Source organism: Variovorax sp. LjRoot130 (assembly GCF_964253755.1).
Taxonomy (GTDB): Bacteria; Pseudomonadota; Gammaproteobacteria; order Burkholderiales; family Burkholderiaceae_C; genus Variovorax.
In genome coordinates this window covers 2677957-2691054 of the sequence record NZ_CAXURM020000001.1, presented here as the reverse complement: position 1 = coordinate 2691054, position 13098 = coordinate 2677957, and the positions used below count along the sequence as shown (strand labels likewise).

At 63.7% G+C, this 13098-nt stretch carries 12 protein-coding genes; 6 read left to right on the top strand and 6 right to left on the bottom strand.

What is annotated here, in order from left to right; translation table 11 throughout:
* The gene (locus ACSQ86_RS13470; protein ID WP_436308944.1) at positions 1 to 3141 is read right to left on the bottom strand and encodes a PAS domain-containing protein; all 3141 of its coding nucleotides are present in this window, start codon (positions 3139 to 3141) and stop codon (positions 1 to 3) included.
* A gap of 227 nt (positions 3142 to 3368) precedes the next feature.
* Here ACSQ86_RS13470 and ACSQ86_RS13465 point away from each other — a divergent pair, with 227 nt between their 5' ends.
* Positions 3369 to 3647: a hypothetical protein gene (locus tag ACSQ86_RS13465; RefSeq protein ID WP_436303966.1), complete on the top strand. Its 279-nt coding sequence runs from the start codon at positions 3369 to 3371 to the stop codon at positions 3645 to 3647.
* A gap of 41 nt (positions 3648 to 3688) precedes the next feature.
* Here the strand turns inward: ACSQ86_RS13465 and ACSQ86_RS13460 are convergent, their stop codons facing one another.
* The 4 genes from ACSQ86_RS13460 to ACSQ86_RS13445 form a co-directional block, all read right to left on the bottom strand.
* Entirely contained in the window at positions 3689 to 4492 is an 804-nt protein-coding gene (locus ACSQ86_RS13460; protein WP_436303965.1) for a DUF6065 family protein, read from the bottom strand.
* Between the two features lie 21 nt (positions 4493 to 4513).
* The gene (locus ACSQ86_RS13455; RefSeq protein WP_436303964.1) at positions 4514 to 5791 is read right to left on the bottom strand and encodes a S8 family peptidase; all 1278 of its coding nucleotides are present in this window, start codon (positions 5789 to 5791) and stop codon (positions 4514 to 4516) included.
* An 849-nt stretch (positions 5792 to 6640) separates the two neighbouring features.
* Positions 6641 to 7909 carry a type II toxin-antitoxin system HipA family toxin gene (locus ACSQ86_RS13450; protein ID WP_436303962.1) on the bottom strand — a complete coding sequence of 423 codons (1269 nt, stop codon included), beginning with the start codon at positions 7907 to 7909 and terminating at the stop codon, positions 6641 to 6643.
* Positions 7910 to 7913: 4 nt separating this feature from the next.
* The gene (locus ACSQ86_RS13445; protein WP_436303961.1) at positions 7914 to 8603 is read right to left on the bottom strand and encodes a helix-turn-helix domain-containing protein; all 690 of its coding nucleotides are present in this window, start codon (positions 8601 to 8603) and stop codon (positions 7914 to 7916) included.
* 210 nt (positions 8604 to 8813) lie between these two features.
* Here ACSQ86_RS13445 and ACSQ86_RS13440 point away from each other — a divergent pair, with 210 nt between their 5' ends.
* The 3 genes from ACSQ86_RS13440 to ACSQ86_RS13430 are packed head-to-tail and all read left to right on the top strand — an operon-like array spanning position 8814 to position 10168.
* Complete coding sequence (locus tag ACSQ86_RS13440) at positions 8814 to 9410, top strand: DUF6088 family protein (RefSeq protein ID WP_436303960.1); 597 nt, start codon at positions 8814 to 8816, stop codon at positions 9408 to 9410.
* Positions 9403 to 9732, top strand: a complete 330-nt coding sequence (locus ACSQ86_RS13435) for a nucleotidyl transferase AbiEii/AbiGii toxin family protein (RefSeq protein WP_436308943.1) — start codon at positions 9403 to 9405, stop codon at positions 9730 to 9732. The genes ACSQ86_RS13440 and ACSQ86_RS13435 overlap by 8 nt, the downstream gene beginning before the upstream one ends.
* A gap of 28 nt (positions 9733 to 9760) precedes the next feature.
* Positions 9761 to 10168, top strand: a complete 408-nt coding sequence (locus ACSQ86_RS13430; protein WP_436303958.1) for a nucleotidyl transferase AbiEii/AbiGii toxin family protein — start codon at positions 9761 to 9763, stop codon at positions 10166 to 10168.
* 506 nt (positions 10169 to 10674) lie between these two features.
* Here ACSQ86_RS13430 and ACSQ86_RS13425 read toward each other — a convergent pair.
* Positions 10675 to 11259, bottom strand: a complete 585-nt coding sequence (locus tag ACSQ86_RS13425; RefSeq protein WP_436310266.1) for a TetR/AcrR family transcriptional regulator — start codon at positions 11257 to 11259, stop codon at positions 10675 to 10677.
* Between the two features lie 132 nt (positions 11260 to 11391).
* On the opposite strand from ACSQ86_RS13425, the gene ACSQ86_RS13420 reads away from it, so the two are divergent.
* Together ACSQ86_RS13420 and ACSQ86_RS13415 are read left to right on the top strand one after the other, a co-directional pair.
* Positions 11392 to 12237, top strand: a complete 846-nt coding sequence (locus ACSQ86_RS13420) for an alpha/beta fold hydrolase (RefSeq protein WP_436306293.1) — start codon at positions 11392 to 11394, stop codon at positions 12235 to 12237.
* Between the two features lie 59 nt (positions 12238 to 12296).
* On the top strand, positions 12297 to 13085 hold the full coding sequence (locus tag ACSQ86_RS13415) for an SDR family NAD(P)-dependent oxidoreductase (RefSeq protein ID WP_436303956.1): 789 nt from the start codon (positions 12297 to 12299) through the stop codon (positions 13083 to 13085).
* The last annotated feature ends 13 nt before the right edge of the window (positions 13086 to 13098 follow it).

The following is a 13098-nucleotide window of genomic DNA, read 5'->3' as shown; positions in this document are numbered from 1 at the left end:
CTAGCTCCTGTTCGATTGGCGCTGGGGATTCTGGGCCACCCCGGCGAAATTGTCAGCGGAGAACTCGAACCTGTTGCGCCCGGCCGCCTTTGCGCCATAGAGCGCGGCGTCCGCAAGCGCCAGCAGTTCTTCGGCCGTGACGGAAGAATCGGTCGCTTCATGAAATGCGATGCCGATGCTCGTCGTGACATCCAGCAGCCGGCCATCGACCTGGAACTCCGGAGCGTTGACCCGTCCGACGATCTTCCGCGCCACCGCCGCGGCCGCCTCCTGCGTGCTCGGGTTCTCGAGCACGATGACGAATTCGTCGCCGGCGAGCCGCGCCACGGTGTCGGTGCTGCGCACGCTGGCCAGCAGGCGTCCTGCGTATTCGCTCAGTACCTCGTCGCCAGCCGCGTGGCCGAGCGTGTCGTTGATCGATTTGAAATGGTCGATGTCCAGAAACATCAGCGCGATGGTGCTGCCCGTGCGCCTGGCACGCGCAATGGCGTTCGGCAGATACTCGTTGAAGGCGAGCCGGTTCGGCAAGCCGGTCAGCGTATCGACCCGCGCCAGCTCGATCAGCTGGCGCTCCACCTGCTTGAGCGCAGTGATGTCCAGGCTGAGCGAGAAAATGCCATGCGTCGAGCCGTCGACGCCGATGTGGGGCACGTAGATGACGTGGGTGATGCGATCGAAATCCTCTCTCTTGGTCTTGGCTTCAAATTCGACACGCTCGCCCGCCAGCGCACGCTCGAGCATGGCCTTGCGGGCCAGGTACAGCTCGGGGCCTGCCACGTCGCGGATATGGCGGCCCACGAGCGCGGACGGATCGAGTCCCAGCCATTCGCGGTAGGTCGCGTTCGCGAAAGTGATCTTCTGCTCGCGGTCGATGTACGTGATCAGCGCCGGCAGGTTGTCCGTGATGGTGCGCAAGCGCATTTCGCTTTCAGCCTGGCGCAGCTCCGCTTCCTTCAGCGCGGTGATGTCGAAGGTCATCAGGTAGAAGCCCAGCACCTGCCCCTGCAGATCCTTGTCCGGGATCAGATTCACCTGGAAGTAGCCGTCCTTGCCGCGAAGCGGCGCCTGGACTGGAAAGCGCACCGCCTTTCCTGCCAGCACCATGGGAATGTGCGGCACGTGCTGCGCGTACACCTCCTCGCCCACCGCGGACCGCAAGGTCACGCCGTCGAGCGGACCATCGCCCAAGCCGGCCATCTGCCGCGCCCGACTGTTGCCGAAGTGGCAGTTCTCCTCGCGATCGAAATAACCCACCAGCGCCGGAATGCTGTCGGTGAGGTCGCGCAGCCGCTTCTCCTGCTCGCTGAGCGCCTTGCGTACCCTGACCTCGTCGGTGATATCGAAGGTCATTGCGAACACGCCCTGCACCATGCCGACATCGTCCTGGTCGGGGATGTAGTGGGCCTTGTAGGTCCGGTCGCCGATGCCCAGCGCCGAATCGCCGCTTTTTTCGACGATCACGGTTTCGCCCGCGAGCGCGCGGCGGTAGTAAGGCTCGACCACGGCGAAGTCCGCCTTCCCGCGAACCTCGGGCATCAACCTGCCGGCCATCGCATCGTTCTTGTGCAGCGCCTTGATGTGGGCGTTGACAAAGGTGTACCGCAACGAAGCGTCGACGTGCGAAACCAGTGCCGGAATGCTGTCCGCAATGGTGCGGATCTGCGCCTCGCTGTGCGCGAGACTGAGCTCGATGCGCTTGCGCTCCGTCACGTCGGAGGTCATCGCGTAGTAGCCGCGGACCGATCCCGATCGATCGCGATCCGGGATGAGATCGGTCTGGAAAAAACGCGCCTGCTCGCCGCCCCTCACCGAGCCTCTTCGCTCGAAAGTCACGGGCTCGCCGGCCAACACCCGCTGGAGGTAGCGGTCCGGAATGACGCTGTCGTCCGCGCCGTGCATGCCTTGCGCGGGTTGGCCGACGAGCTCGGATGCGCTGCGGCCCAGCTTGTCGCACAGGCGGGCATTCACGAAGCCGAAGCGTCCATGGGCATCCACATGCGACACCATGGCGGGGAGGTGGTCGGTGATGTCGCGCAGGAATTTTTCGCTGGATTGCCGCTCTCGCATCAGCTCGTCGAAGGTTCGCGAAAGATCGCCGATCTCATCGCGCGGGTAACTGCGTGGCGTTGCAACTTCGGCGGGTGCGGCTTGCGCATCCCGCATGTGCCGGTGCAGTTCCGTCAGCGGCTTCAGCTGGCGTCGCACGACGACCAGCGCCAGCGTGCCCGCCAGCAGGGCAAGCACGAGCGCCCCGCCCCAGGCCGCGCGCTCGATGGCATCGATCCGGGCGAAGGCCTCCTGGCGCGGATACATCGAGCCCAGTACCCAGTTGGCGTGGCGGATGCGCTTGAAGGCGTACAAGCCATGCACGCCGGCATCGTTGAGCCCCTCGGTCTTGCCCTCGAAGCCCGCGATCGCGCGATCGATTTCAGGGTTGCCAGCGTTCTCTGCGCTGGAGCGGTTCAGGACGCGCGCCTCGCGGGGATGGTCGACCACGACGCCGTCCGTGGTCGTGATGAACAGGTAGCCGGTCTCGCCGAACTTGATGTCGGCGAGCGAGCCCAGAATATTCCGTTCCTTCAGGTTGATGGAGCCCGAGATCACGAACTGCACGCCTCCGGTACCGTCCATCACGGGTTCCGTGATCGCCACCTGCGCCAGGCCGTTGATCCGGTTGCGGTACGGTTGCGAGATCACGCCGGCCATGGATCTGACCGTGTCCGAAAAATACGCACGGTCCTTGATGTTCAACCGGCCGATCTGTTGCGCGCCGTTGAAGTTGGCCACCAGATTGCCATCGACGTCCAGGAGGGCGACGTTGTCGAAGGCTGCTCGAAGGGACTCGTGTTGTTTCAGGAAGGCCTGCAGCGGCGCACCGTTCGTGAATCCCTGCGTCTCCACGCTTTCGGCGAAGGTCTTCAGCAGGGTTCGCCGGCTCGCGAACTTCTGGTCTACCGCCTCCGCAATGGTCGATACGCGCGCGAACTGCTCGTTCGCAATCGACGCCTGCATGCTGGCCTTGACCAGGTGCAACGCGATCGTCGCAATCGCGAACGTGGCTGCCAGCACCACCGCAGCGACGCCCAGACTCAGGCGCGTATTCAGGCTGATGCGGCGGTTTTTTAGAACGGATGGATTCATTCGATAGGCGAGCCGGCGCACCGACGTGGCAGGAGCTTCCCTGATCTGCGCTGCGCAAGCAAGCAGGGAGCATTCCTGAATACCAATGATCTACACCACACTTCGAAGACACGCGACTCGCCGCATGGTTGCGCGCTGCAGGTCCAGGTCAAAGCCAGCTCGAGCAACCCGACTATTCTTGGCGGGGATAGCATGGATCCGCCAGCCCCGCCAATCAGATCGCCGCGATGAAACACCCTCTCGAACCGCGCACGGCCTCAGTGCTCACCCGCTTGGCTGTCAGGCATCCAAAGCTAAAGCTCCAGTTCATCGTCACGCTCGCGCCCGGCGCGAAGGCGGCCGATGTCGTGCCGTTTGTAGCGACGCAAGAGATCGAAGTGATCCGCATGGTCGCCGGCGAGATGACGGCACGCCAGGTACTGGACCTGGCGGCGCATCCGATGGTGGAGTGCATCGAGTACGACGGACTGGCCGAGGCGCTCGATGCGTTCGCTGACGGCGGCTGAGCCCGTCGCTCTTCCCATCGCGTCGTTGTGCCGGCATGGGCTCAAGGTCCGGCGCCGTTGCTCTGAGCCTCGAAGAGTCGGCCCTGCTCGCTGCGCGCAAGCCTCCGATAGGCGCTGCGATCGCGGCCATGCGCGATGTGCCATTGCAGCAACTCGTTGTGCAGCGCGTGGGCCGTGCTGCCGTCGCGCGGAAGTATCTCGGGATCGACGCGACGGGCGGCGCGGGCGACAAAATTCACCTGAGCGACGGTGTCGCCGGCGCGCACATGCAGCGATCCTTCGGCAGGCCGCAGCAACACCAGGTTCACTGGATGCGCGTACCAGTCGGTCTCGACCAGGCCGACGTGCATTGCCACCGGCACCGGACGGTTGATCGGCTGGCCGAAGAAGCTGTCCACCTGCGGCGGCGTGCGCAGCAACCAGGGCAGGTGCAACTTGAACAGGTGCGCCTGGTCTTCACGATCGAAGAAACTCAATCCGGGATGCACCGGGCGTATCTCGCGGCGCTGCCCTTGCTCGTCGTCGAAAGGCAAGGCGTCGAAGGTGAACGCATTGCCTGTGAAGCGGCTTGACGGCCGGTCGCACACGTAGAACGTCCGTCGGTCGCCGGCGACATCGGCCGCGGGTGGCGGCCTGAAGGCGCGCGCGAGCGGCGGCACCTCAGCCGGCAGGCACAGGCCGAAGTCGAACGGCGCAGGCACCAGCAGGCCGAGCCCGGCGGCCGCGGTAAACGGCAGGCACTGCTCCTGCACGCCGTAGCCTGGGCGTCCAGGTGACCGGGAGGCCGCCTGCGCGCGCCGCGGCAGCGGCGCGTCGGGCACCAGCGGAAGGATCAGCACCTGCATCGGCTGCTGCGTCGCCGCGCCTCAGGGCCGCAACTGAACCGCTGGCGCCGGCACCACCGCCAGTGCGGCCTGGTCCACGTCGACGCGGCCGTAGCCGTACTGCGAGTCCCAGCCCGGGTTGCCGAGGTTGTCGGCGCTCGCCCCGAGCAGGTTCCATATCTGCACGTTGGTGGCGAATCGGTGCGCGCCCCAGATCACTGCCGCAGCGCCGGCGACATGCGGGCAGGCCATGCTGGTGCCGCTCTTCTGACCGTAGCCGCCGCCGGGCACGGTGGACAGCACCTGCACGCCCGGCGCGCAGATCTCGACCTCCGGCCCGCGGCTGCTGAACGGCGCGATGACGTTGTTGCTGTCGATCGCCGAGACCGCGACCACATTCCTGTAGCGCCCCGGAAAGCCCACCGAAGTCGGCTGGCCGGCCGGCGGCGGTCCGGCGTTGCCGGCTGCCGCGACCAGCAGCACACCGGCGTTGAACGCGGCGTTGCAGATCGCTTCAAGCGCCGCTGGCGCGCTGCTCGCGCCCAGACTCATGCTGACGATCTGCATCTTGTTCTGGATCGCCCAGTTGATGCCGGCGATGATCCAGCTGAACTGGCCGCTGCCGCTGTTGGCCAGTACCTTGATCCCATAGAGCCAGGCCTCAGGTGCCACACCGACGACGCCGGCGCCGTTGATCACCGCAGCGATGGTGCCTGAGCAGTGCGTGCCGTGGCTGTTGCCGTCCATCGCCGTTTCGCCCGGCACGAAGCTGATCGCGCTGCGCACGTTCGGCCGCAGATCCGGATGGTTCCAATCGATGCCGGTGTCGAGCACCGCGACCTTGATGCCGCGACCGCGCGAGCAACCCCAGGCCGGCACCGCCTGGATCTGCGAGACGCCGATCGGCACCGTCTCGGCCTGCACCGACGGCTGCCCCTCGAACACCAAGTTCTGCAGCGGGAGCGCATGGGCCCAGCCGTCGTCTTCGACCGCGGAGACGTCGGGGTTGCTCTTCAGCGCCTTGATCTCGCTATCCGACAGCTTCAACGTGACGATCGGTGCCTCGTAGAGGTTGATGTCGAAGCCGATGCTGTCGCTCTCGATCGATGTCGGCAGGCCCGGGGCGCCGACGGTGAACGCGTCGGCGCCGGCGACATCGTAGATGAAAAGGTTGCCGGCGCGTGGACAGCTCGAGGCAAGGATCTCCATCTTGTCGGCCGACTTGTTGCGCCGCGTCTCCTTCGGCTTGAAGGTCACGATGACCGACTTGCGCGCGTCGCCGTCAGAGGACGACGCTGTACTCCTCTTGGTCTTTGCCATGGTCAGGTACTCCTCGGGTGGTTCTTCACGGTGGCGCTCGGGGTAAGACGCCTCAAGTCAGGTTAGTCGGCCGTTCGGGTGTGCGCGTCCACAAGACGATGGAGACCCCCATCCATGGGCTGAAGGAAGCACTCCGCAGCGCAGCCACTATTCTTGAATCAATCGTTTGGATACGGTTGAGGGCGCGATCCAATAGTCCTCAATAGATGCCAATCATCCCGATCGATGCGCTGGAGTAGCCGCCCGCAAACCGAGTCCATCTCCCGCGCCAGCAAAAGCGTTCGTTTTTCGACGGTAAAAGTGACGGTAAAGTACGATGCCCCGACCTCTCAAAGCAAGCATCCATGCGGGTTTTCGGTCATCGGAAATCATTGAGTGGGAATGAATTGAGGTTCTTTGGGGCCTGTCCAGGCGTCCTCCGCCCCTCGCACAGCGTGTCGTCCGAGTGTCGGGGGAGCCGGAAGCCTCAGTCATGCAGATCGGACTGGACGCCCATCTGCGGATTCCGGCTGAGTGAATGTGCGAACGACACGGTCAAACAGAGAAAACAATATCTCGATTCCATAGCCAAAGACGAATGGAATGAAGAGAGGAGGCAACGCGAGATTCCCCGAGCGAACGGCGCGGCGATCATTGTTTCGGTTGTGGTGTACCAAGCGAGCCTTTGCTGCGCTTGCTGCGGTTACATAACTCTAGAGTTGGCGCCGTGAAGTGACACCACAAAACGAGTGGAGAGTCGGCAGGTTGCGATTCAACGAACGCCGAGGTTTGTAACAGCATTCTGCACATCTTCGGCTTCCCTTTCCGGGACACTGGGTGCTGTTCTGCCAAGGCTAGCAGATGGTCTGATCAGCCAGCGAGCTGGAACGCTGGAGCCATTCGCTCCTGCTCTCGAACACGAATTTTCAGGCTGTCGGCGATCTTGGGCCACTGCTTCACCACGGCCTGGCTGCGCGACACCATCTCGTCGGCCAGCTTCTTGGAGACCCGAAAGTATGGCGCCACCGAACGCGCCAGATCGAGATCCATCGCGTTGTCGGCCTCGCTGACGTTGAGCTTGAGGCCTTGCGCCTCGGGCACAGGATTCATGTCGTAGGCATTGGACAGGCGCCAGCCCTTGCCGGGCACGAGGATGAAGCCGTGGTTGCGCAGGTGATCGTCGGTGTTGGAGACCAGCATGTTGAACACGATGCGCGACCACAGCTCGCGCAAATCGGCGACAGTGTGCGCGCCGTGATCGATCAGCACGCGGGCGATCTCCAGATAGCTCGCACCTGTCGATGCATCGTCGCCATCCAAGCGGCCGGTGAGCGTCATCGCCGAGGCGAAGTGAAGCCGGCCGTCTGACGTACGGTCGAAGCGCTTCACCAGGAAGGTGTGGTGCGGGCTCGCGAATTTGCGTGCGAGGCTTTGTGGCACGGCGAGGCCGCAGCCCTTCGCGAGGGTCTGCACCACCAGTTCCCAGGCGCCCACGTCGTGCTCGTCGCGTAGGCTCGGGAATTTGGCAATCCACAACTGCCCCTGTGGATCGACCACGCTGGCCTTGGGCCGCGCACCGCCGAGCGAGCCGCCGGGTGCGATCAGCATGCGCAGCCAGTCGTCGCCCGCCGCAGAGGTGTTGTCCTCATCGCGCTCCAGCGCCAGGCTGGCCGCTTCCAGTTCGCGCAGTTGCACGAATGGCGGCGCTGCCGCGCCGTGCTGGTTGTCCAGAAAATCGCCGGCGTCATCAAGTCGCAAGCGCAGCGCCCCGGAACGATAGGCGTCGTGCACGCCCAGCAGGTAGTCCGATTCATGCAGGCGCACGGCCTTGCCCACCTGCCCTGCCCGCTGCGCGCGCTCTAGCCGGCGGCGCATCAGCGACCTGCCCCAACGATCCGGGCTCGCATCGGCGAACACGCCGAAGGTCTCGTGACCCTGCGGCGGGTGCTGCCGGCCCTCGAAGAGGCCCAGCCGGGGATCCAGGTGCAAGTTCCCGGCGGCGGGGTGGGCCAGCGCCGCGGCGTCGAACTCAAACTCGAAAACCTCCCGGCCTGCTCCGCGCCTGGCATGCAGCCACCCCAGCCGTAGCGGCTCTGCGAGGCCGACCCAGTCCGCATAGACGGCGATGGTCGCTGCCATGGGCTCAACGCCCTTTCTTCAGCGACACCGAGGGGTCAATCAAGCCAGCAAGTGCATCGGCGCTGGCGAAGCCGCTCTTCTTGATCCAGTCCCGCGCGTCCTCAGAAGGCTTGAGCAGCTTCTTGATTTGCCTGTTGGGGGCATCCAGCCGGTCCACGGCTTCACGCAGGTGCGCGGACGGCATGGCGGCCAGTGCCTTGCGCATCTGTGTTTCCGGCAGTGCTTCAAGTGCCTTGCGCATCTGCTCGCTGGGCAGGGAATCGAATAGCTTGCGCAGTTGTTCTTGCGGTGAGCTTTCGATGGCATGGCGAAGCTCCGCCGCGGCGCCAGCAACCGGCACCGGCCTCTTGGCCGTCGCCGGCCGTTTGGCTGACGGCGACAAGCTTGGTCGTGTTGTCTTGGTGTGCGCGGGCAGCTGCGCATCCTGGAGCTCGCGACCCACAGGGTCGGCCTTACCGAGCAAGTCGAGGTCTTTTTCGATGCCCAGCACTTGCATGACGGCGAGGTAGGCACCCATGGTCACCCCCGACCCGCCGCGCTCCAGGCTGCGCAGCGTCATGGGCGCCATCCCGGCTCGCTCGGCAACCTGCTTGGCCGAGAGCCGCCGGCGCAGCCGCGCCAGGCGCAGGCGGCCGCCGAACTGACGTAGCAGTTCATCGGTGGCTGGGAGCAAAGGGGCTGTCTTCTTGGCCATGAAGCCGATATTCTAGGTGTTTTTGGCAAAAACAGCCATAATATTTACACACTTTCCGAAGCAAGATCACATCTTTCTTAAGAAAGTGCAATATTCCGGCATTATTTTCAGAAAAACGCTATAATTATGGCATCTAGTAGAGACCCAGGCCCCAGTCTGCGGCGGCTGAATGTCAGAAACTGCGCTACATTTCTGATAGGGGTCACGATTGTGAGCAGCCTGCCTGAGTCCATCCTGTTGCATGCCCAGTCCCTTTCGGAGGGAGGCGTGCTGTCGCCCAAAGAGTTCTTGCACCTTGGCAGCCGGGCGGCCGTTGATCAGGCGCTGTGCCGCCTCACCAAGGAAGGCAAGTTGCTGCGCGTCGCGCGTGGAACCTACGTCACCCCGGTGTCGAGTCGATTTGGCACGCGTGCGCCTGCGCCAGAGAAAGTCGTGCAGGCGTTAGCCGCGCAAAGTGGTGAAGTTGTGACGCCTCACGGTGCCAACGCTGCCAATGCGCTAGGCCTGACCCAGCAGGTGCCGATCCGCGAGGTCTACCTGACCTCCGGTCGCACCCGAAAGCTCAAGCTGGGGCGCTCCGAAGTCACGGTCAAGCATGCTCCGCGTTGGATGCTCGCGTTGGGTTCTGGCCAGGCCGGTGCGGCGATACGGGCTTTGGCATGGATGGGGCCGAATCACGTGCGCGAGTCGTTGGCAGCGCTGCGGCGCACGCTCCCTCCTTCCGAGTGGCGGACATTGACCTCTGCGCGCGCTGCCCTGCCCTCCTGGATGGCGCGCGCCATCGGCGAAGAAGCGCTTCGTGGCTGAGCACTACTTCGCCCTCAGCAAGGAGGACCAGGGCGAAGTCATCGAACAGGCCCGCGAGAAGACTGGCAGGCCCACGCACCTGCTCGAAAAGGATGTGTGGATCGTCTGGACGCTTGGCGCGCTGTTCGAGTCGGCGCTTGCCGCCGACCTCACCTTCAAGGGCGGAACCTCGCTCTCGAAGGCCTACAGGGCCTACAAGATCATCGACCGGTTCTCCGAAGACCTTGACCTCACGTACGACATCCGCAGGCTGATCGCGGATCTCACGGGCGGCGAGGAATTCCTGCCGGCAAGCCGGCAAATGGAGCAAGGCCGTTCGTGACCGGCTGCCGGGGTGGATCGCCGGCGAAGTGCAGCCGATTCTTGAGCGGGCCCTGGAGCTGGCGAAGCTGGATGCCAAGCTGGAGATCGCGGGCGCCGAGCGCGACAAGCTCCTACTCCACTACCCGGCGGTCAAGCAGGGGACTGGCTACGTAGCGCCTGTCGTCACGCTGGAATTCGGCGGCCGGGCGACTGGTGAGCCCCACGAGGTCGTACCTGTGGCATGCGACATGGGATGGCCAGGTCAACGGCGTGACGGCGTGACGTTTCCGACTGCGTCCCCTTTGGTGATGAGCGTCGCACGAACCTTCTGGGAAAAGGCCACCGCAACCCATGTCTACTGCGCGCAGGGACGGATTCGTGGCGAGCGGTACGCGCGACACTGGCATGACTTCCCGGTCATATTTGGTGAAACGGCGATATTCGCTGTCCAGTGAATATTGCTTCAGGCTTCACCGCGTACCGAGTTGAGTCTGCGGTCTGAGGCCCACGCTTCGTGCCGAGGGTTGCGTGAGCAGTTGACGGTAAAAATCCATCGTTGATTTAGGTGTGGACTTCTACCGTCAAAAGTACCGTCAGAAAAAATCGCTGCTCTCGTCGGGAATCTCGTTTCCAAGACTAGCCTGCCAACGAAAAAGAGCATGGCATTCAACGACTTAGAGTTTGGGAAGCCGCAACTGACGTCGTATTCACGATCATCGGCAGCCTTCTCTAAGCTATTGATTCATATAGGTAATTCGACGCCCCTCACTCCCACTCCATCATCAACAGGCCGTCCAAACCCGCATGGTCCAAGGACTTGGCTGTGATCGACATGGATCTTTACCGTCGCTTTTACCGTCAGAAGCGATTTCATGCTCGGCCATGGTGTCCTCCTGAAACGGGTGCAGAGAGGTCAAAAATCAGGCACGTCGTGGTCGCGTCCGCACACGGAGTGCGTCAACTACGCATCAAGGGGAGCCGATAGCCTCGACAGGACTGCCGCCCGGCAGACATCCAGAATTTCATCGGCGAGTGACGAGTCGTCGGGACACGCCCGCGACAGCACTATTGCGCCGATCACCTGCGCAAGGACGTCGATCCGCTTGGCGCGCATGTCGTCTCCCCGATCGCCCTCTTCCGGCGCGCCGCACTGGTTTGCCAGGTTCGTCAGCAAGCTTTCAACGCCGGTCGCAAAAGCCATCTTGATCGACTCCGGCTGACGCGCAGCGTCTCCGCATAGCGCGGCCATCGTGCAACCTTCACCCCGAGCGTCGCGATGCTCTCGGGACAGGTATTGCTTGACGACTTCTGCCGCATAGACCCCTTTGGCTTTGGCGGCCGATTGCGCAAAACCACAGGTCGCCGCTTCCGCCAGCAGGTCGGCCTTGGACCCGAAGTGCTTGTAGAACCCACCATGGGTAAAGCCGGCGACTGCCATCAAGTCCGCAATCCCCACCCCGTCGTAGCCACGCTCGCGAAACAGCGCAGAGGCCGTCTCGACAATGCGCGCCCGGTTCGCCTGTGCCTGCGCTTTGGTGACCTTCATGTCCAGGATCTCTCTAGATATGCCATCAGTGAAGTCGTGAATATACATTGATGTCAATCATCATCAAAGTCCTTGACAACAAAGATGATGATCGACATCATTAAGCCAACTTACCTTGGAAGGCTTCCGGATATGAGCGACACCCACCTGACCGCCCCCACCCGCTTCGTCGAAGTGGATGGCGACAAATTCGCCTACCGCCGCTGGGGCAACACCTCCGGCGAACAACCCCCTCTGTTCTTCGTCCAGCATTTCCGCGGCGGGCTGGACCACTGGGATCCCCTGTTGACTGATGGTCTGGCCGCAGGTCGCGAAGTCATCCTCTACAACGGTCGTGGCATTGCCTCATCGACCGGCACGCCCCGCAACCGGATCGAAGACATGGCAGACGACATCGCCCTGGTAATCCGAGCGCTGGGCCTGTCCCGGGTCGATCTGCTCGGTTTCTCGATCGGGGGCTTCCAGGTGCAGGAGGTCGCACTGCGTCACCCGCAACTGGTTCGCAAGCTCCTTCTGCTCGGCACCGGACTGCGCGGCGGCGATCCGAAGATGGAGCCCAGGGTGCTGGAAGTCGCGCCCAATCCCGTGCCAACCGCGGATGACTTCCTCTACCTGTTCTTTGGCCGCTCGGAGGCTGCCAAGCAGGCGGGCCTGGCCTTCTGGGAGCGCCGTCACCAGCGCGTCGACCAGGACCCGCCCAGTTCCATGGCGGTCGCTCAAGCCCAGACCGAGGCGCACGCCGCCTACCTCCAGCCATTGCCGGGTGCGAATCCCTATGCCTTCCTGAACGCCATCACGCAGCCGACCCTGGTGCTCAACGGCGTCCACGACATCATGATCCCCACGATCAACTCCTGGCATCTGTCGCAGAACATTCCCAACGCGCAGCTGTTGATCTACCCCGACGCCGGACATGGCGCGCAGTTCCAGCATCCCGAGCGCTTCCTCCAACACGCGATCCAGTTTCTGGAAGAGTGATGCCACCCGCATCCCCTTTTCCTGCCTGACCAACGACCTTTTCGATCAAGAGAAAACACATGACCTCCCATTCCACTGTTCTCATCACGGGCGCCTCGACCGGCATTGGCGCCATCTATGCCGACCGCTTCGCACGCCGCGGCCACGACCTTGTACTGGTGGCACGCGACAAGGCACGCCTGGAAACGCTCGCTGCGCGCCTGCGTGCGGAAACCGGCGCTGCCGTCGATACCCTCCCGGCCGACCTGACCCAGCCTGGTGATCTGGCCATAGTCGAGGCGCGCCTGCGCGAGGACGCCAGGATCGAAACCCTGATCAACAACGCCGGGGCCGCGCTGTCCGGCCAATTCATCGACCAATCGACAGCCGATGTCGCCCGCCTGATCAGCCTCAACACCGTCGCACTGGCAAGGCTGGCGAGTGCCATCGCCCCGCGCCTGGTGCAGGCCGGCAAGGGCGCGATCGTCAACATCGGCTCGGTGGTCGGCCTGGCGCCCGAGTTCGGCATGTCGGTCTACGGTGCGACCAAGGCCTTCGTGCTGTTCCTGTCCCAGGGGCTGAGCCTGGAGCTCACGCCCAAGGGTGTCTACGTGCAGGCGGTGTTGCCTGCCGGCACTCGTACCGAGATCTGGGAGCGCGCGGGCATCGACAGCAGTGCGATGCCTGATTTGATGGCGGCGGATGAGCTGGTGGATGCCGCGCTGGCCGGATTCGACCGCCGTGAACTCGTGACTATCCCGCCGCTGCATGATGCCGCGCGCTGGGAGGTGCTGAACACGGCACGTCAGACCCTGCTCGCGGACATCCGGCAGGCCCATGTGGCAGAGCGCTATCGAACCGCCGCCTGAAACGGCAAAAAGC